This window comes from Paenibacillus sp. V4I5, from assembly GCF_030817255.1.
Lineage (GTDB): Bacteria > Bacillota > Bacilli > Paenibacillales > NBRC-103111 > Paenibacillus_E.
The window spans coordinates 6630917-6651271 of the sequence record NZ_JAUSZB010000002.1; the positions used below are offsets into that span (position 1 = coordinate 6630917).

20 protein-coding genes are annotated in these 20355 nt (G+C 43.9%); all 20 read left to right on the forward strand.

The genetic code is table 11. The features are described from left to right. The first annotated feature begins 49 nt into the window (after positions 1-49). The 20 genes from QFZ78_RS32370 (at position 50) to QFZ78_RS32465 (ending at position 20355) form a co-directional block, all read left to right on the forward strand. Complete coding sequence (locus QFZ78_RS32370) at positions 50-1063, forward strand: LLM class flavin-dependent oxidoreductase (protein WP_307553441.1); 1014 nt, start codon at positions 50-52, stop codon at positions 1061-1063. Between the two features lie 20 nt (positions 1064-1083). Further along, positions 1084-2418 carry an LLM class flavin-dependent oxidoreductase gene (locus tag QFZ78_RS32375; RefSeq protein ID WP_307553442.1) on the forward strand — a complete coding sequence of 445 codons (1335 nt, stop codon included), beginning with the start codon at positions 1084-1086 and terminating at the stop codon, positions 2416-2418. Positions 2419-2474: 56 nt separating this feature from the next. Then, positions 2475-3803: an LLM class flavin-dependent oxidoreductase gene (locus tag QFZ78_RS32380; RefSeq protein ID WP_307553443.1), complete on the forward strand. Its 1329-nt coding sequence runs from the start codon at positions 2475-2477 to the stop codon at positions 3801-3803. Positions 3804-3832: 29 nt separating this feature from the next. Next, positions 3833-5476, forward strand: a complete 1644-nt coding sequence (locus tag QFZ78_RS32385; protein WP_307553444.1) for an ABC transporter substrate-binding protein — start codon at positions 3833-3835, stop codon at positions 5474-5476. A 21-nt stretch (positions 5477-5497) separates the two neighbouring features. Further along, positions 5498-6424 (forward strand): ABC transporter permease, encoded by a 927-nt coding sequence (locus QFZ78_RS32390; RefSeq protein ID WP_307553445.1) that lies wholly within the window; start codon positions 5498-5500, stop codon positions 6422-6424. A 35-nt stretch (positions 6425-6459) separates the two neighbouring features. Further along, on the forward strand, positions 6460-7353 hold the full coding sequence (locus QFZ78_RS32395) for an ABC transporter permease (protein WP_307553446.1): 894 nt from the start codon (positions 6460-6462) through the stop codon (positions 7351-7353). An 18-nt stretch (positions 7354-7371) separates the two neighbouring features. Continuing rightward, positions 7372-9405 carry an ABC transporter ATP-binding protein gene (locus QFZ78_RS32400; RefSeq protein ID WP_307553447.1) on the forward strand — a complete coding sequence of 678 codons (2034 nt, stop codon included), beginning with the start codon at positions 7372-7374 and terminating at the stop codon, positions 9403-9405. Between the two features lie 94 nt (positions 9406-9499). Next, on the forward strand, positions 9500-10375 hold the full coding sequence (locus QFZ78_RS32405) for a transporter substrate-binding domain-containing protein (protein WP_307553448.1): 876 nt from the start codon (positions 9500-9502) through the stop codon (positions 10373-10375). After that, the gene (locus QFZ78_RS32410; protein ID WP_307553449.1) at positions 10376-11074 is read left to right on the forward strand and encodes an amino acid ABC transporter permease; all 699 of its coding nucleotides are present in this window, start codon (positions 10376-10378) and stop codon (positions 11072-11074) included. It abuts the gene before it with no gap. 10 nt (positions 11075-11084) lie between these two features. Next, complete coding sequence (locus QFZ78_RS32415) at positions 11085-11795, forward strand: amino acid ABC transporter permease (RefSeq protein WP_307553450.1); 711 nt, start codon at positions 11085-11087, stop codon at positions 11793-11795. Beyond that, a complete protein-coding gene (locus tag QFZ78_RS32420) occupies positions 11792-12544 on the forward strand; it encodes an amino acid ABC transporter ATP-binding protein (RefSeq protein WP_307553451.1) in 753 nt (250 codons plus the stop codon). Before QFZ78_RS32415 ends, QFZ78_RS32420 begins: the two co-directional genes overlap by 4 nt. 19 nt (positions 12545-12563) lie before the next feature. Next, positions 12564-13028: a DinB family protein gene (locus tag QFZ78_RS32425; RefSeq protein WP_307553452.1), complete on the forward strand. Its 465-nt coding sequence runs from the start codon at positions 12564-12566 to the stop codon at positions 13026-13028. Then, entirely contained in the window at positions 13025-14170 is a 1146-nt protein-coding gene (solA, locus tag QFZ78_RS32430) for an N-methyl-L-tryptophan oxidase (protein WP_307553453.1), read from the forward strand. The genes QFZ78_RS32425 and solA overlap by 4 nt, the downstream gene beginning before the upstream one ends. Then, complete coding sequence (locus QFZ78_RS32435) at positions 14163-14660, forward strand: GNAT family N-acetyltransferase (protein WP_307553454.1); 498 nt, start codon at positions 14163-14165, stop codon at positions 14658-14660. Before solA ends, QFZ78_RS32435 begins: the two co-directional genes overlap by 8 nt. A gap of 270 nt (positions 14661-14930) precedes the next feature. After that, on the forward strand, positions 14931-15455 hold the full coding sequence (gene sigK / locus QFZ78_RS32440) for an RNA polymerase sporulation sigma factor SigK (protein ID WP_084594997.1): 525 nt from the start codon (positions 14931-14933) through the stop codon (positions 15453-15455). A 69-nt stretch (positions 15456-15524) separates the two neighbouring features. After that, a complete protein-coding gene (locus tag QFZ78_RS32445) occupies positions 15525-16199 on the forward strand; it encodes an ABC transporter ATP-binding protein (protein WP_307553455.1) in 675 nt (224 codons plus the stop codon). Positions 16200-16459: 260 nt separating this feature from the next. Beyond that, on the forward strand, positions 16460-16885 hold the full coding sequence (locus QFZ78_RS32450) for a MarR family winged helix-turn-helix transcriptional regulator (protein ID WP_307553456.1): 426 nt from the start codon (positions 16460-16462) through the stop codon (positions 16883-16885). A gap of 271 nt (positions 16886-17156) precedes the next feature. After that, positions 17157-18149 (forward strand): Gfo/Idh/MocA family protein, encoded by a 993-nt coding sequence (locus tag QFZ78_RS32455; RefSeq protein ID WP_307553457.1) that lies wholly within the window; start codon positions 17157-17159, stop codon positions 18147-18149. Positions 18150-18173: 24 nt separating this feature from the next. Continuing rightward, a complete protein-coding gene (locus tag QFZ78_RS32460) occupies positions 18174-19214 on the forward strand; it encodes an LLM class flavin-dependent oxidoreductase (RefSeq protein ID WP_307553458.1) in 1041 nt (346 codons plus the stop codon). Then, positions 19204-20355, forward strand: coding sequence for an NtaA/DmoA family FMN-dependent monooxygenase (locus QFZ78_RS32465; RefSeq protein ID WP_307553459.1), 1152 nt, complete (start codon positions 19204-19206; stop codon positions 20353-20355). The genes QFZ78_RS32460 and QFZ78_RS32465 overlap by 11 nt, the downstream gene beginning before the upstream one ends.

The following is a 20355-nucleotide window of genomic DNA, read 5'->3' on the forward strand; positions in this document are numbered from 1 at the left end:
CTACAAAACCAATTGGAATTATTGTTTATAACATAGGGGAGGGAACAAATTGGGAATTCGATTAAGCTTGCTAGATCAAACACCGGTCGGTGAAGGGATTTCGGCTGTTGAAGCCTTCGGGCAAACGCTGGAATTCGCACAAAAAGCAGAAGCGTTAGGTTATCACAGGTTCTGGGTGTCTGAACATCATGACTCCGATGGCGTCGTAGGTTCATCTCCCGAAGTGCTCATCGCCTATTTGTTAGCCAAAACCAACAGCATTCGTATCGGATCCGGCGGTGTCATGCTGCAGCACTACAGTCCATATAAAGTAGCGGAGAATTTCAATGTGCTTGCATCTTTGGCGCCGGGACGCGTAGATCTTGGCATTGGTAGAGCACCTGGAGGGTTACCACGATCTGCCAAGGCACTTCAACTGGAAGCTGCGGGAAAAGGACCAACCCTTGCTGATAAGCTTATTCTATTAAACCAATATATTCACGACACATTGGAAGAAACGAATGAGCTTCACGGTGTCAAAGCTGTTCCTATCCCTGAAGAGCCAGCAAAACTATTTCTACTCGGCGGTGGTGGAACAAGTACAGAGCTAGCTGCCAGCTTAGGGATCCCCTACGTATTCGCTCAATTCATTACGGGTGATGAGTCGGTTATTACGAAAGCATTTGATTCATACAGGCAGCACTTTTCGGTTGATGCACCATCAAAACCGCATACAATACTTGCTGTTTCTATTATATTAACGGATGAGGATGAAGAGGCAAAGGCACTTGCAGCCGATGTAAAGAATGTCAAAGTTCATTTGGAAAGCGGTAGAACGGTTACAGTGAAGACCACCCAACAAGCGGAAGAATTCGGTAAGCAGTCGGGTGAGAAGTACACGATCGAAGAGAAGGAAGCTAACATTATTCATGGCTCCAAGGAGACCGTGAGGAGGAAGCTTTTGGATCTTTATGAAACGTACAAATTGGATGAAATTGTTATTATTGTTGCAATGAAAGAGTTCAAAGAACGTTTACGCGCGATTGTCCTTTTGCAAGAAGCATTTTCAGAACTTACCGTATAAAATTCTAAGGAGGAACTACAATGTCCAAACAAAAACAATTAAAACTTGGGGCCATTATTCACGGCGTTGGTGGCAACATGTCTTCATGGAAACATCCGGATGCGGTCGTGGATGCCAGTGTGAATTTCAACTATTACACACAGCAAGCAAAGAAAGCGGAAGCAGGTAAATTCGATTTGTTATTTATTGCAGATGGACTATTCATTAATGAAAAATCTATTCCTCATTTTTTGAACCGTTTCGAACCGATTACGATTTTATCTGCTTTAGCTGCAGTCACATCCAAGATCGGACTCGTTGGCACACTTTCTACATCCTACAGTGAGCCGTTCACGGTATCTAGGCAGTTTTCATCGCTTGATCATATTAGTAACGGCAGAGCAGGCTGGAACGTAGTGACATCTCCATTGGAAGGCTCAGCCTTGAACTACAATAAGAAGCTGGAAGAACATCCAGACCACCCTAAGCGTTATCGGATAGCTGCTGAATATTTACAGGTTGCCAAAGGGTTATGGGATTCATGGGAAGATGATGCTTTCACGAGAGATAAAGAATCAGGCATTTTCTTCGATCCGGAAAAGCTGCACCGTCTAGATCACAAAGGCGAGTTCTTCTCCGTACAAGGACCGCTTAATATTGGCAGATCCAAGCAAGGTAGACCTGTTGTTTTCCAAGCTGGATCATCGGAGGACGGTAAAAATCTGGCTGCTAAAGAAGCGGATGCAATCTTTACAGGACATCCAACTGTGGAAGATGCTAAGCATTTTTATGATGATGTAAAGGGTAGAGCGGTAGGATTCGGAAGAAATCCGGAAGAGATCGTTGTTATGCCGGGCATTGGTCCAATCATTGGATTAACAGAAGAGGAAGCAGAGCATAAATACCAGGAAGTCGCCAATTTGGTGACGATACAAGAAGCACTAGCGTATATTGGACGTTTCTTTGAACATCATGATTTTACACAATATGACTTAGACGCTCCATTCCCAGATCTAGGTGATTTGGGTAAAAATAGCTTCCAAAGCACAACGGATCGAATCAAACAAAATGCGCAGGAACAAGGTTTGACACTACGTCAAGTAGCCCTACAATCGGCAACGCCAAGACCGCTGTTCATAGGTACACCAACTCAGGTTGCAGACCGCATTCAAGAGTGGTTCGAGAGTGGCGCAGCAGACGGTTTCATCGTTGGCTCGGGCGTTCCTAACGGTTTGAATGACTTTGTAGATTTGGTCATTCCTATTTTACAAGAGCGAGGGATATATCGAACCGAGTATGAGGCGGATACACTACGCGGTAATTTAGGTCTTCCTTTTCCAATAAATCGCTATGTGAAAGAAAAAGTAACTCAATAGTATGATTTAATTCCTACTAATCACATAAGTATTATTTGGAAAGGGAGTGAATAACCATGACTAAATCACGGAAATTGAAGCTTGGTGCTAACATTAGTGGTGTCGGCAATAGTATGTATGTCTGGAGGCACCCTGAAGTCTCCACAGACGCTAGTGTGAACCTTGAGTTCTATAAGCAGCAGGCATTGAAGGCTGAATCTGGGAAGTTGGATTTTGTATTTATAGCGGACGGTTTGTATATTAATGAGAAATCAAATCCACACTTCCTTAATCGATTCGAGCCAATTACGATCCTTTCTGCACTAGGTGCAGTGACTTCTCATATCGGACTTGTCGCTACGCTATCCACTTCGTATAGTGAACCATTTACAGTGGCACGTCAGTTCTCTTCATTGGATCACATTAGTGGTGGGCGAGCCGGTTGGAATGTCGTCACTTCACCACTTGAAGGCTCAGCGAAAAACTTTGGCAAGGGTGAGCATCCTGCGCATGAGCTGAGATACCGCATTGCCGAAGAATACGTTAGCGTTGTTAAAGGTCTTTGGGACTCATGGGAAGACGATGCGTTCATTAGGGATAAGGAGTCGGGCGTTTTCTTTGATCCGAGCAAATTGCACACGTTGAATCACAAGGGTGAATTCTTCTCCATACAAGGACCACTTAATATTGGTCGCTCTCGGCAGGGGCATCCCGTTGTTTTCCAAGCTGGAGCTTCCGAATCCGGCAGAGACTTGGCTGCGAGAACAGCCGAAGCCATCTATACGGGTCATGAAAGCATCGAGGAAGCAAAGTTATTTTATAAGGACATTAAACAACGGGTTGCAATTTATGGGCGTAATCCAGAGGAAGTACTTATTTTCCCAGGTATTAATCCTATCATTGGACGTACAGCTGAAGAAGCGGATCGCAAGTACCAAGAAGTCGCGAATTTGGTTACGATTCAGAATGCGCTTGATTATCTAGGTCGTTACTTCGAGCATCACGATTTCTCGCAGTATCCGCTCGATGATCCATTCCCGGATCTGGGTGATTTCGGTGGGAATAGCTTCCGAGGCACGACGGACCAAATAAAAAGGGAAGCAAAGGATCATAATTTGACTCTTCGCCAAGTAGCGCTGCGAGCGGCGACGCCAAGAGATAATTTCATTGGAACGCCGGAGACAATTGCGGATCTAGTAGAGCGATGGTTCGAGGAAAAAGCGGCGGATGGCCTTGTTATTCGTACGACTGTCCCGAAAGCGTTGGATGATTTTGTTGATTTGGTCGTTCCGATTTTACAGGAGCGCGGTATTTATCGCACAGAGTATGAAGCAGATACGTTACGTGGTAATTTAGGAATTCCTATTCCTGCTAATCGCTACACGAAAGAGACAGTAAGCAATTAATTGGTCTCATATACATTGGGGGGTTGAAAGTGAATAGATCAATAGGTTGGATCAAGTTTAGTGCGTTTTCATTAGCCATCGTACTCGCTTTAACCGGGTGCAGTTCATCAAAAAGTGGAAGCTCGGATGCATCCAATCCTAAGCAAGAGGTAAAACAAACGGCGGTGGTTGGCGGAGAGCTCACCTATGCGCTCGCAACTTCGCCTGACTCACTGGATCCACATCGCAGCGGGCTTGCCGTAGCCGTAAGGGTACTTCGTACCATCTATGATAGTTTGGTTGTTCAATTGCCTGATGGCTCTATTAAACCGTGGCTGGCAACAGAGTGGACAGTTGCCCCTGATGGCCTGAGCTACATTTTCAAGCTGCGTAATGATGTGAAATTCCAAGACGGGACCCCGTTCAATGCGGAAGCTGTTAAATACAGCTATGATCGAATACTCGATCCTGCAACAAAAGCAGCTAATTCCGTAGCCTTGATTAAGCCTTATAAGTCAGCAGAAGTGATTGATGAATTTACAGTCAAAATAAATCTGGAAACACCGTCGAGAGCTTTCTTAGGCAACCTAAGTCAAGCACTTCTAGGTATTGTATCACCAACAGCAGCCAAAAAGTATGGGGATCAATTCGGCAAAAATCCGGTAGGATCCGGTCCCTATTCCTTTGTGAAATGGGAAGAGAATGCTTCCATTCAAGTCAAACGCAGTCCTGATTATAATTGGGCTCCGGAGATTGTAGAAAATAAAGGGAAAGCTTATTTGGATCTAATCACATTTAGTATTGTTCCGGAAGAAGCGACTCGTATCGGTAGTGTTCAGAGTAAACAAGTGCTTGCAGGCGAAACTGTGCCGCCACAAAACGTCGTCTCCTTGAAATCAGATTCGAACGTCCAAGTTCACCAAGTCAATACAAATGGATTGCCGTATACCTTATTTATTAATCAACGAAAAGCACCTTGGGGTGAATTGAAGGCCAGACAAGCGCTGCAAGCTGCCATTGATGTTGATGCTATTGTCAAAACATTGTATTTAGGTACGTACCCACGTGCTTGGTCACCGTTATCGCCTGGTGTTTTTGGTTATGATGCATCACTAGAAAACGGCATTAAACCTGATATTTCTAAAGCGAACAAGTTGTTGGATGAGTTGGGCTGGGTCAAAGGCGCAGATGGGATCCGTGAAAAAGAGGGTAAAAAGCTTACCTTGCATTATGTAGACGGCTCACCGAACCGTGAGAAACGTAATGATATAGCGGTCATCATACAGCAGCAATTAAAACAAGTGGGGATTGTTGTTGAAGTAGAGATTACAAAGGATACAGCCAATGTAGTTTACACCAAAGGTGCCTATGATATCTACGGAAATAGTCAAGTGAATTCAGATCCAAATGCTCTATATTCTTTCTACCATACAAGCGATCCAAAAGCACGACCAAGTCTTCCAGGTCTTGCAGATCCACAAGTCGATAAATGGCTGGAACAAGGGGCTATCGAGCCTGACGATAAAAAACGTGCAGAACTGTATAAACAAGTTCAGAAATCGATTATTGATAATGCCGTCATCATTCCTATTTATGTGTTCCCTTACACAGTAGCTGCTTCGAAAACAGTAAAAGGCTTGAAATTCGATTCTCTGGGATACCCACTCTTTAATGATACGTTCATTCAAAAATAACGAAACAGGGAGCTAAACGATATGAGCAGGATAATAACGGAGCGACTTGTGGTTTCCTTGCTGGTCATCCTAGGTTCCTTAATCCTTGTATTCTGTATTCTGTATGTACTTCCTGGAGATCCCGTTCTATCCATGATCGATCCGTCATCCATGACGCCGGAGGCCATTGCAAATTTAAGGCATCAGCTCGGACTGAATGAGCCATTTTATGTACAATTTGGCCATTATTTTGTATCCATCCTTCATGGGGATTTCGGTAAGTCATTACTCAACAGCGAACCTGTGCTGCCCAAAATTATTAAGCATCTTCCAGCTACGCTGGCGTTAACATTTGCCAGTACGCTGATTTCCACGATTATCGGTGTAGGGCTTGGGGTACTCTCAGCCATACATCGAAATAGCTGGATTGACGTACTAGCTCGGATCGTAGGATTGTTCGGAATCTCCATGCCGACATTTTGGTCAGGAATTCTCCTCATTCTAATCTTTTCAGTGTCACTAGGTTGGTTCCCTGCGATGGGATCAAAGGGGTTCATAACCCTTGTTCTTCCTTCATTGGCACTCGGCTTTGTTGGTGCTGGATTCATCGTCCGGATGGTACGCAACTCGATGTTGGAGGTTATTAATGAGCATTTCATTGTGACACTGCGTGCCAAGGGACTACCTGAACGATTAGTTATGTATCGACATGCGCTTCGTAATGCGTTGATACCTGCTGTTACGATAATCGGTATTCATATTGGAGATCTGATGGCAGGGACAGTTGTTATTGAAACTGTGTTTTCGAGGCAGGGCATTGGTAGAATTCTTGCGGATGCCATCATGTCCAAAGATTTACCCGTCGTTCAGGGAGTCGTTTTCTTCTCAGCTATTATCTACGTCTTCGTAAATCTACTTGTAGATATTTCCTATGTATTTATTGATCCACGAGTTCGGAGAACACAATAAAGCGACTCGAATTCGCAATAGAGAGGAGATCAAATATGAAAGAAGTGATTTCCGCTAAGGCTATTTGGCAGAGGAGTAAGCAGCAAGCGCGTGTTTCAAAACTAAATAACAAAGTTAATGCAACTGATATGCTCGTTTATTTAGCGGCTATCGTAACGCTGTTCATTCTAGGATGTGCACTCTTTCCGCAATGGATTGCTCCCTATGCACCAACAGCGATGCTTACGGACCAAATTCTGCGTGCACCAAGTAAAGCTCATTTGTTTGGTACGGACTATTTTGGCAGAGACGTTTTTAGTGTCGTCGTGTATGGCAGTCGTGACTCCTTGTTTATTGGTTTCGCGTCTGTATTGGCTGGTGGTCTAATTGGAGGATTGATCGGTGCGATATCCGGTTATATCGGTGGTGTTATCGACACCATTTTCATGAGACTTATTGATGTTCTGATGACCATACCTGGCATTTTATTGGCTTTGGCTATTGCTGCTGCTTTGGGACCTCATTTAATCAATATTATCTTCGCTGTCGCGGCATCGGCCATTCCTCAATATGCGAGGGTGATGCGCGGTCAGATCCTCAGTATTAAGAATCAATCTTTTGTTACAGCTTCGAGATCGATAGGTGCATCTAATGTTCGTATTTTTTTTCGACATGTCTTGACGAATGCATGGTCACCGTTGTTGGTTATGTCTACGATCGGACTGGGATCATCTATCTTGGTAGGAGCGGGATTAAGCTTTCTAGGCCTAGGAGTGCTTAAAGAAGTTCCGGATTGGGGAACACTTTTATCGCAAGGAAGAGGATATTTGACAGTGGCTTGGTGGATTTGTACGTTTCCGGGGTTAGCCATCACGATATTCGTACTTTCTGTTAATTTGATTGGAGATAAACTACGCGACTCCATGGATCCAAAGCAAAGCAGGGCATAGCAAGGGAGGCGGCGCAAGTTGAAACAACTGCTTGAGATTGACAATCTGAGTGTTCAATTTACGACGAAACAAGGATCGTTTACAGCGATAAATGACATTTCATTTAAAATTGCCGCAGGAGAAACGGTCTGCCTAGTAGGTGAATCTGGAAGTGGTAAGTCCGTTACTTCGAAGTCAGTTATGCGATTAATTGACTATGAGAATGGCGTTATTGCCGGCGGTCAAATTGTACTGGACTGCGAAGACCTTGCAACCTTATCCCAGAAGGAGCTTCGTGCATTACGCGGGAAAAAGATGGCAATGGTGTTCCAAGAACCGATGGCTGCATTCGATCCGGTTTTTACAATCGGCAGTCAAATTACAGAAGTTATTATTGAGCATAAACAGGGTAATCGAATTCAGGCTAGGGAGCGGGCCATTCACTTGTTGCAGCGTGTTGGCATTCCCGAACCTGAAATTCGCATGAAGCAATATCCTGGAGAGCTGTCAGGTGGGATGCTTCAACGAGCAATGATTGCAATGGCTCTTGCTTGTGGTCCGCAGCTGCTTATTGCAGATGAGCCGACCACAGCGCTTGATGTAACGATTCAAGCGCAAATAATTCACTTGCTGCAAGAACTGAAAGCTGAATTCAACATGTCGATTTTACTGATTACACATGATTTGGGGATTGCTGCAGAGATGGCAGATCGTATTATTGTGATGTACGCGGGAAAGATCGTTGAACAAGCGACAGTGCAGCAGCTGTTCAGTAAACCTTATCATCCGTACACACGAGGGTTACTTCGTTCGATTACGACGATGGATAGTGATCGAACAACACGATTGTTTTCTATTGAAGGAACGATACCTAACTTATCTGATTTGCCTGCAGGTTGCCATTTTCATCCGAGGTGTCCCTATGCAACCGAACGTTGTAAGAAAGACAGCCCCCCTCTTAGTCATGTAAATGGGCGCTTAAGCGCGTGTTGGTACGCGGAGGAAATCGTTCAATTAGAGGAAAAACAACAGAACGTGACCTCAACGGATAAGATTGGAACAGCGCGCGATCAGCTTATCCTTGGGGCCAGGGATCAAGTAAATGGAGGGCAGACGCTCTTTGAAGTAAGAGGACTAAGCAAATATTACCCGGTAGGGAAAGGGACGTTTAACAGCTCGAAGGCTTATATTCGAGCAGTTGACGATGTATCCTTCTCCATCCGTAAAGGGGAAACATTCGGACTAGTTGGTGAATCCGGAAGCGGAAAGTCAACCTTAGGCAGGGTGATGCTGCAATTAGAGAAAGCAACTCACGGAAAGATACTTTTCGAAGATCAGGATTTATCCAAGCATACTGCCAAAGGCTTACAGAGAACGAGGCGGGAAATGCAGGTCATCTTCCAAGATCCTTACGGTTCATTGAATCCGCGTTGGAAGGTTGGCGACATTATCGGCGAGCCGTTTGAAGTACATGAATCTTTCGCTGCTGCAGTGAAGCGCTCTAAGGTAGAGGAATTACTGGAATTAGTTGGATTAAATCGTTCTTTCTATGATCGTTTCCCACACGAGTTTTCCGGAGGTCAACGACAGAGAATAGGTATCGCCAGAGCGATTGCTTTGAATCCGCAATTCATTCTTGCTGATGAAGCCGTATCTGCGTTAGATGTATCTGTACAAGCGCAAATTGTTAATTTAATGCAGGATTTGCAGAAAAAATTAGGATTAACGTACATGTTTATTGCTCATGGCCTAAACATTGTACGCCATTTGTCAGATCGCATCGGTGTCATGTATTTAGGAAAGCTTGTTGAAATTGCTCCCAGTGAAGAGTTGTTTCTTCATCCCTCCCATCACTACACGAAGGGGTTGCTATCCTCCATCCCTTCGCCTGATCCAACCAGGAAAAGAGAGTGGTTTGTTGTCGAAGGAGAAATTCCTTCCCCTGCGAATCCGCCATCCGGTTGCCGATTCCATACAAGGTGTCCGGCAGCTATGGCAAGATGTAAAGAAGAACAACCGGAACTGCTCCAAATTCGCCAAGATCATTGGACAGCCTGCCATTACCCTTTGTAATTTAGTGAAGTACGTTTTTTTACACCTAATCCTTAGTTAGTCTATAGGAATAATTCATTAATAAAATTGAAACATATTGGGAGGCTTTTATTACATGAAAAAATTGACGGTACTTTCAACCATCATTCTTACGGCTACATTCGCAGCTGGGTGTGCAACTCAGTCCAAAACCGCCAGCACAAACTCGGGTGCAGCTGCTACTGCCGCGGCGACAACGGCAGCTACAGCTACAGCACAAGCAACTGCTGCAACCACTCCGAAAGCTGTGAAGAAAATCGTCGTAGGGACAGGTACACAATTCCCGAACATTTGCTTTATTGATGACAAGGGTAATTTGACTGGTTATGATGTGGAGCTTGTGAAAGAAATCGATAAGCGACTTCCTGAGTATGAGTTTGAATTAAAAACAATGGAATTCAAAAACTTGCTGTTGAGCTTGGAAACAAACAAAATCGACTTCATCGCTCATCAAATGGAAATAAATGAAGAAAGAAAACAGAAGTTCCTCTATAACGAAGAAGCTTACAACATTTTCCCGAATAAAATTATCGTACATAAAGACAACACAGCTATTAAGTCCATTGACGATCTCAAAGGCAAAAAGCTTCTCGTGACAGCAACGAGTAACGCTGCTGTGCTTGCTGAGAAATATAACAAAGAGCACAATACGGGGATTAATATCGTTTATACGGGCGCTGGTGAAGATTCGAAAACACAAATCAAGGCAGGTCGTGCAGATGCCTCGATTAGCACGCAGTTTGCTATTGATTTCGTGAATAAATCGGTGGATGCACAATTGAAAACTGTTGGGGAACCACTCTCTAACTCGAAGGTTTATTTCATTTTACGTAAAGATGGAGAGGAACTAAAAAAGAAAATTGACGAGACAGTTAAGAGTATTAAAGCAGATGGAACGCTTGGTAAACTAAGCACTCATTGGCTTGGAGCCGATTACACAGTAGGGAATTAGATGGGAAAATCATTCGATATTACACTTGTTACAACATTTATCCCGAAGTTGCTATATTACTTGCCGATCACCTTATTAATACTCGTAGTTTCATTAACCTTAGGACTTATCCTAGGCACACTAATTGCATTAACTCGTTTATACAAGATTCCAGTGCTTAGCCAAATCTCTGTCGTCTATGTATCTTTTATGCGAGGAACACCTATTCTCATTCAATTATTTCTTGTTTTCTACGGTTTGCCAATGCTTCTTGAGATCGTACATATTAATATTTCACGGTGGGATCCCATCTATTTCGTTATTATTACCTATGGCCTCAGTATTGCTGCTTTTAAATCTGAAAATATCCGGGCGGCTGTTAATTCAGTCGACCGGGGACAGACAGAAGCCGCTTACGCCGTGGGAATGACCGGAAAGCAGTCATTCTTCCGAATCGTCATGCCACAAGCGCTGCTGATTGCCTTCCCGAACTTTGCCAATTCTGTCATTGGATTTCTTAAAGATACATCGCTGGCATTCTCCATAGGTGTGATGGATATGATGGGGCGCGGGGAAACGCTGATAGCTGCAACAGCACATACTTTGGAAGTGTATATTAGTTTGACGATTATCTATTACGTAACCGTACTCATTTTGGAGAAAGTATTTAAGGTATCAGAGTTCAGGCTGCAAAGGCATGAGCGTCCGTTAGCTGGGTGAGGTGAGGAAGATGAGAATTGATGTTATGTTCATTTATACCGCATTTTTTGAAATATTAAAGGCTTTACCATTGACATTGGTTTTAACCTTCATCCCTCTTGTCATTGGCTTCGGCATCGGTCTATTAACGGCTTTCGCTCGTATTTACAAAGTTAAGTACATCTATCCCATCCTTGATTTCTATGTATCGTTTCTGCGGGGGACGCCTATACTGCTGCATATCTTGCTTATTTATTGGGGTCTGCCTTATATTATTGATCGCTTATCTGCCTATTACGGGTGGAGCTTCAAATCGGCATCCGTACCTTCTCTGCTTATAGTCTTGACAGCTTTCTCCATCACGGCTGGTGCCTACATGTCGGAGATTATTCGTTCCGGCATTTTATCAGTGGATCGAGGCCAAATTGAGGCGGCCTATGCCATTGGAATGACCACTCCTCAAGCGATTTGGCGAATTGTTGCTCCTCAAGCGATTGGCGTTATTTTACCAAATTTATGCAACATCTTTGTTGGCTTCCTGCATACGTCATCTCTTGCTTTTACAGTGTCGCAGATGGAACTTCTTGGTAAAGCAAGTGTCGTTGCGTCGGTGAGTTTGAAATTTCTGGAAGCCTATATTGCCGCTGCCTTTATTTATTGGGGCTTGACGCTGCTAGCCGAAAGACTTACCGCATTTTTAGAGAAAAAAGTAACGGTTTATAATCGAGGAGGAGTCGCATGATTCGCTTATCGAACATCCATAAGTCCTTCGGCAAGAATAAGGTGTTGAACGGCATTAATTTGACAGTTAAAAAAGGCGATGTTGTCGCTATACTGGGTCCAAGCGGATCTGGCAAAACAACATTGCTGCGATGCGTCAATTTCTTGGAGCGACCTAACGAAGGCGAGGTGTCCATTGATGATTTCAAAATTAGCGGGAAGCATCCTAGTAAACAGGACATCATTCAGCTACGTCGGAAAACAGCGATGGTTTTTCAGCATTATAATCTGTTCAAGCACAAAACGGTGCTGGAAAATGTGATGGAAGGGCTTGTTATTGCTCAAAAGCAGCCGAAAGATGAGGCAAGAAGAAAGAGCTTGGAAGTACTCGACAAAGTCGGACTTTCGGATAAAGTGAATGCTTATCCTAGCCAACTCTCAGGCGGACAACAGCAGCGTGTAGGTATCGCTCGCGCCCTTGCCTTAAATCCTGAAGTAATTTTGTTCGACGAGCCAACGTCTGCACTGGATCCTGAACTGGTGGGAGAAGTGTTAACTGTCATAAGAAAGATTGCTAACGAAGGGGTGACAATGATTATTGTTACTCACGAGGTTGGTTTCGCAAGAGAAGTTTCTAGTCATGTCGTTTTCATGGATGGCGGCGTCATTGTGGAACAGGGGCAACCTGAGGAGCTTTTTGTAAAGCCTAAGGAAGAGAGAACGAAGCAGTTCTTGAAGCGTGTAACACCGGAATGGAGTTATGTCATTTAAATATACGGAGGCGACAACTATGGGCCAAGAAATCATTGATCTTCAAAAATTTACAAATACATTTGAGCAGCTTCGTTCAGCTATTGAGGGTTTGAGCGACGAGCAATTGCATTGGAAAGCTTCGGAGGCCAAATGGAGTGTTATAGAAGTCATTTCTCACTTGGTGGATCACAGCATCGTAACCTCCTTTCGAATTCGAAAAATCGTTGCGGAATCGGATGTCCAGTTGCCTGCATTTGACCAAGACCTATGGGTAAGCCGTTCGAAAGCAAATGAGAGCACCATTGAGGAAGTCTTGGCTATATATAATGCGCTGCTCACTTACAATAGCTTATTCTTCAAGCGTTTATCTGGGGCAGATTGGGAAAGATCCGGTGTGAATGTGAAAGGTTTAACCTTAAAATTATCTGAACTGTACGATGGATTTGTTAATCATGTAGGTGCACATTTGTTGCAGATTGAGCGGATTAAACAGGCATTATGAGTGCATATGATGTCATTGTTGTCGGCGCTGGTTCCATGGGCATGAGTGCAGGATTTTATTTAGCCAAGCAGAATGTCAAAGTGCTGCTGATTGATAAATATGATCCCCCTCATGTGGCAGGAAGTCACCACGGGGAAACTCGGCTTATCCGGCATGCTTATTCAGGTAGCCCTACGTATACGGCAATGGCTCTAAAAGCTGACAAGCTGTGGCAAGAGCTCGAAGCTGTGACGAATCAGCGTTTGATTGTTCGCAGTGGGGTTCTGAATATAGGAGCAGCTGAATCGGTCAATTTGGGCAATAAAATGAAATCTACGAAGGCTTTTGGTCTAAAGGTTGATCGTCTAGATGCGGATGAGATTCATAATCGTTGGCCAGGGGTAAGGCTTCCTGAATCCTATGTTGGTTTGTTTGAACAGGAAGCTGGGTTTCTTTATAGCGAAGATTGTGTTCGCGCATATCGTCAGCAAGCTTTGGCCGCAGGCGCAAGGCTTCTAGTGAACACACCTATAACGTGTATTAACGTGTGGAACAGTGGGGTTACCGTACAAACGCTTGACGGGACCTATCATGCCGATCAATTGATTTTGAGTACTGGAGCTTGGTTCAGCGAATTAGATTCCGTTGTACAGCTCCCGATCCGATCGGTACGTAAGGCAGTAGCATGGTTTAAATCGGATGATACGTTGTATGATTCTACTAGGTTTCCTGGTTTCACATTCGGAGCGGAATATGGCGGGTTCTATGGCTTCCCGAGCATTAACGGATCTGGTGTGAAAATCGGTCGGCATGATGCTGGTCAGACATGGAAGCCAGGGTTGCCCTTCGAGCCGTTCGGTCATTATGACCAAGATGAGAATGATTTGCGGCAAGCGTTGGAAGCTTTTCTGCCTCAAGCTGCAGGTCAGGTAGTTCGAGGAGCTGTTTGTAAATATGAATGTACACCCGATGAGCATTTTATTATTGATCACCATCCTGAACATGACCATGTCTTCATCGCAGGAGGCTTCTCTGGTCATGGGTTTAAATTTGCTAGTGTCGTGGGTGAAATTTTATCAGATCTTACACGAAAAGGCACAACAGAGCAGGATATTTCTCCTTTTGCCTTATCGAGATTTCAGGAAGGTGACCAAAATGAGTGAGGTTTATCGGATAGCGACCATAGATGATGCAGAAGAACAATTCAAAGTGATTGATGGCGCATATGAGTCAATCCGTGAATTGGGAATCACATTTAGAGCTGCGAATGCGGATATCGAGATGATTAGAGAGAACATTTTAGAAAATACAAGTTATGTCTTGGAAATTGACGGCTCAATTGCAGCAACCATTTCAATGAAAAACCTGCCAGAGTTGACCGAGCTTCCTTTCTTATATTGGTTTGCAGTCTTACCTGCATTCAAAAATCAAGGTGTTGGTAACCGGCTCCTTTCTTATGTCGAGGAGGTTATTGTACGAAATACATTGTTGGCGCCTGGTGTTGTGCTCGCTACGTCGAAAAATCATCCTTGGCTTCTTCCAATGTATGAACGCAAGGGTTACGAGGCTTTTTTTGAGAGACCGCTTGGGGATACGGATACGTTGATTTTTCTGAAAAAGACATTAATAGAGCAGGGGCAGCCAGCTCTATAAAGAGTTGATGAGGGCAGCTAGGAGAGATCTCAGCTGTCTTTTTGCTATTCAATTGTTTTTTTGCGTTACAGTTAGAGAGAGCTGATAGATGATGTTAAAATTGGGTATTTTGGACCAATCACAAATAGGAGAATGTCGTAACGCTGCAGCTGGGCGAAACGACGGCATTAGCACAAGAGGCGGATAGATTGGGTTACAGCCGACTGGTCTTTCCCAAGAGTCAAAGGTACATTGATGGACGCGTAATCATGTGCATATTGGAAATTTACGTTGCTTTGTGTTCACAACCTCAAAAAATTCGACAATACAGGGGAAGATTTGGAGGATTTGATCTCGATCGGGACGATCGGTTTGATTAAGGCGATTGAGTCGTTCTCGCCGAATAAAGGGACCAAGCTCGCGACGTTCGCCGCTCGTTGTATTGAGAACGAGATCCTTATGCATCTGCGTTCACTGAAGAAAACGCGCAAAGATGTGTCTTTGCATGATCCCATCGGAACGGACAAAGAGGGGAATGAAATTACTTTGATTGACATCCTCGGTACGGAAGCAGACGATGTCGTAGATAAAGTGCAGCTTAAGATAGAGAAGAGCAAGATTTATCGCAATTTAGAGATATTGGACGATCGTGAGAAGGAAGTTGTTGTCGGGCGGTTCGGGTTGGAGCTTGGCGGGGAAGAGCGAACGCAGAGGGAGATTGCGAAGGAACTGGGCATTTCACGTTCGTATGTGTCGCGGATTGAGAAGCGTGCACTGATGAAGCTGTATCATGAATTTTATAAGGCGAAGCGGTAAGGTCGGTCGAGCGTGACTAATGAGTAGCATACTTCATTTATTTGGTTTCAGATAATGGAGGCGAAGAGCATGACCTTAATCCAGATTGAGCATGTGAGTAAGAACTATGTGATGGGCGGGGAAATGATTCTGGCGTTGGATGATATTTCTCTGGAAATCGATCATGGCGAGTTCGTGGCGATCATGGGGCCGTCGGGGTCGGGAAAATCGACGTTGATGAATATCGTTGGATGTTTGGATGTAGCGGATCAAGGGGCATATGTACTGGATGGGAAGGCGATTAATCAGCTGAAGGATGCTCAATTGGCTGATATAAGGAATCGGAAGATCGGGTTTGTTTTTCAGAGCTTCAACTTGCTGCCACGGCTTAATGCGTATAAAAATGTAGAACTGCCACTCATTTACCGAGGGATGAGCAAGAAAGAGCGGGAGCCGCTTGTTATGAAAGCGCTGGAAGCGGTGGATATCGTGGACCGCAGAAGGCATTTGCCCTCGGAGCTTTCCGGTGGGCAGCAGCAGCGCGTTGCAATTGCGCGAACGTTGGCTGGAGATCCGGCGATAATTCTGGCGGATGAGCCAACGGGAGCGCTGGATTCGAAGACGAGTGTGGAGATTTTGGGGATTTTTAAGCGGCTGAATGAGCAGGGTCGGACGATTGTGTTGATTACGCATGACCTAGCGATTGCGCAGCAGGCGAAGCGGGTTGTGTATTTTCGGGATGGGAAGTTGAGTGAAGTTGTATAGGTGGGTAAAAGATCCGGGTCTCCGTTGGAGCTCCGGTTTGTTGTGTGTACGCTTAGACACGGGATTAAACTAACGGGCAGCATAGTTGTAAAGAACTATATATCTTAGAACTACACAATTGTTACATTTTCTATATAATTGGGGGACAGCTAATTATAATTTAACGAGTAGCACCTTCCACCGAGAGTTGACTGATTAATACAACCGTGTTATATTTAGCTTGCTAAACAATTTAGATGATAAAGGCTGAGAAAAGATATATGGAGATTAAAGTTGATTGTGAGATTCGTGAGTTGTTCGATAAACTTTCGGCTAAAATGAGACGAGATTACAGCGAAAGTCTTAGAGAACTACATCTGTATGTCGGACAGGATAATCTGCTCTACCGTTTATGGTTAGGTGATGGAATAACGCAAATGCAACTAAGTGAACATTTGAATTGTGAACCTCCCACCATCACGAACATGGTTAAATCTCTCGAACAAAACGGATTCATTTATCGAAAGCGTGATGAGAAAGATGCACGAGTCATGCGCATTTTTCTAACCGAAAAAGGGAAGGAACTTCAAGAGCCAATCGGTGTTATATGGCAAAGGCATCAAGAAAAGTTGCTTAAATCGATTTCTACGGATGAACGACTCCTTTTAAGACGGCTCATGAAGCAGATGGAGAGTAATTTGTTTTAATGTCTCTCCTCTCTTTTTTTGAATTATAGTTAGCATGCTAAGTTGAAATTTAGTATACAAACTAGTAAATGAATTAAAATATAAATAATTTATTAGTAAGCTAACTGTTATGTTGATTAGGTTTCATTCAAACCATAAAGGAGATATTCAATTATGACGACGAAACAAAAAATTGGTGTTGGTAATTATTGGGGCAAGTCCTTCAAATCCGTATAGTTGGGCGGTTAACTCACACATACCTTCGATTCAAGCATTATCGGATGATTACGAATTGAGAGCTGTTAGCACAAGCCGTCAAACGACTGCGAAAGAAGCCGAGAAAAAGTTTGGTGTTCCGGGATTCGATAATCATTTCGATTTAATCAACCACCCTGGTGTTGATTTGGTTGTCGTCACGGTCAAGGTTCCCTATCATCATGAAATCATTTCCGCCGCGCTTGATGCCGGGAAAATGGTTTTCTCTGAGTGGCCACTGGCCAATGGCTTAGAGGAAGCAGAAGAATTAGCTAAACGCTCAGAAGCATCAGGGATTCGAACAATTGTGGGCTTACAAGCACGTTATAGTCCTGTCATTCGCTATGCAAGAGACCTCATTTCAGAAGGTTACATTGGAGATGTTCTTGGTACCACACTTGTTGGATCAGGCATGGGGTGGACCGTTGTTACCGACAGATTGAATTCGTATATGTATGATAAGGGCAACGGCGTGACACTTCTCACAGCTCCGATTATGCATACTTTAGACGGCTTACAGTACTTATTAGGTGATTTCTCTACCGTATCTGCAGAAATGGTCTCCAATCAAACAGAAACCTTAGTAGCAGACACGAACACTATAATTCCATTCACCTCACCTAACCATGTATCGATTATGGGAACGCTAACAAATGGCACGGCGGTGTCTGTGTTTTATCGCGGCGGACAATCTCGTGGTGAAAATATGCGTTGGGAGATCAATGGTACAAAAGGCGATCTGGTCATAACTGCTTCAAGTGGTCATACCCAGTTAGCTGCATTAAAGTTGCAAGGTGGACGAAATCAAGATAGCCGTGTAGAAGATTTAATTATCCCTGCATCTTACTTTAGCAATCATCTGCCGGGTGGTATGTCAGGTAATACAGCGCGAATTTATGAACAGTTCGCCAAGGATTTACGTGAAGGCACATACAGCACCCCTGATTTTACACATGCTCTACGTCAACATAAACTTCTCAGCGTTATTGAAACAGCATCACTTACTGGGATGAGACAGCATTTAAGCTAATATTCTTCAAAAGGAGTAACTTCAATGATTTCAACTATGAATGGACAAAATATAAAATTATCGGTTCTAGATTTCGTTCATGTTTATAAATATTCCAACCCAACGGAAAGCCTTCAAAATACGACTGAGGTTGTAAAATTGGCGGATCAACTGGGATATACTAGATACTGGTTTACGGAACATCACAATACAACGAGTCAAATTAGCACTTCTCCGGAATTGCTAAGTCTGCATGCAGCCTCCCAGAGCCAGCACATTCGTGTTGGTTCTGGAGGAATTATGCTACCCAATCATAGTCCATTAAAAGTAGTAGAAAATTTCACCCTGCTGGAAGCACTTCATCCCGGAAGAGTGGATCTCGGCTTAGGGAGAGCTTCAGGGACCGATCGTTTAACGGCAACCGCTTTGCAGGTATCAGGGGACGATTTCTCTGTTCAATTGAATGACTTACTTTCTTTCTTTTCACGGAACTTTCCAGAAAACCATCCTTACCGGAGAATTAAGCCTTCTGGAGATCCAACCTTGATGCCCGAACTTTACATGCTTGGGTCCAGTCAAGGCGGCGTACAGTTCGCCATTGAGAGGGGGCTTGGATTCGCATTTGCTGCACATTTGGCACCGAAACTGGCAGTACCGATATTACGCGCCTATCGTGAAAACTTTGTTCCTTCGTCGTACTTAGAGGAGCCCCAAAGTATCTTAACAATCGCTGTTATCACTGCAGAGACTGACGAAGAGGCACGGTGCTTGAGCGGTCCATTGGAACTCATGTGGGCAAGGATGGCGACGGGATCGGCTAATATCTCTTTCCCCACGTTAGAAGAAGCAGCATCTCATGTATATACACCTGATGAGGAAAGATCCAGGGAATACAACGCTGAACGTTTTGTCATCGGAAGTATTGAAAATGTGGCCAAAAGACTGCGGGAAAAAGCAAACGCAGCATGGGTCGCCGAAATTATGATCGCCGATTTTTACCCCGAACAAGCGGCGCGATTAAAAGCCCTTGAGTTATTGGCTAGAGAGTTTGGGCTTAACAGAATCGAGAAGAAAAATGGAAAATAAAAAACAACTTAAGATTGGCGCTATTGTTGATGGTGTTGGTTGGAGTTATACGGCATGGCGCTATCCTGATATGCCTGCCAATGCAAGCGAAAGTGTAGACTTTTATGTCAAGAAGGCAAAACGAGCCGAAGAAGGCAAGTTCGACATGGTTTTTTTAGCAGATGTAAGCCATATAGGGCCTGGAAATATTCCACATTACCTAAGTATGTTTGAAGGTGTAACGATACTATCCGCATTAAGTATGGCGACCAGCCACATCGGGCTTGCCGCAACTATAGCTACATCTTACGCAGATCCATTTACAGTGGCGAGACAGATGGCCTCTCTCGATAAAATTAGCAACGGTAGAGCGGCATGGAATGCGATAACTTCCAATCCCGGAGGTTTGGCTAATTATAGCAGAAGGCATTTGTCTAAAGATGAATTATACCCGTTGAATAAAGAGTTCATCGAAATTGTAGAAGGTTTGTGGGATTCCTATGAAGATGATGCTTTTATTCGAGATAAAGAGAGTGGCATCTTCTTCAATCCAAGCAAGATGCACCCATTGAACTACAGAGGAAAGTACTTTTCTGTAGATGGTCCGTTGAATATTAGTCGTTCTCCACAAGGCAGACCCGTCATCTTTCAGGCAGGTACATCTGAAACGTTTATGAATATCGCATCCAAGCATGCGGAAGGCGTACTTGTAAATGGGGATGATTACAATTATGCCAAACAATTTAGCGAAGAACTAAGAAGAAGGGTAGCCCTTGCTGGACGAGCACCGGAGAATCTGCTGATTATGCCAACACAACACATCATCGTCGGAAGAACTGAAACGGAGGCAAATGAAAAGTTTCAGGAATTACAAAGGTTATCGCCTACAAGATATCATACCCCGAAACCATTGTTTTTCGGGTCTGCAGAGACCGTAGCCGATATGATTGAGCATTGGCATCAAGCAGGAGCAATGGATTTACTACTTTTAAGACAAGAACATCCATCAGGTATTGATGATTTTATTGATTTGGTCGTACCTATCTTACAGCAAAAGGGGATATTCCGAAGAGAATATGAGTCCCGGACGTTGAGAGGTAATTTAGGTCTTCCTTATCCGGAAAATAGATATGTAAAAGATAATAACCAACAACGGAGATGA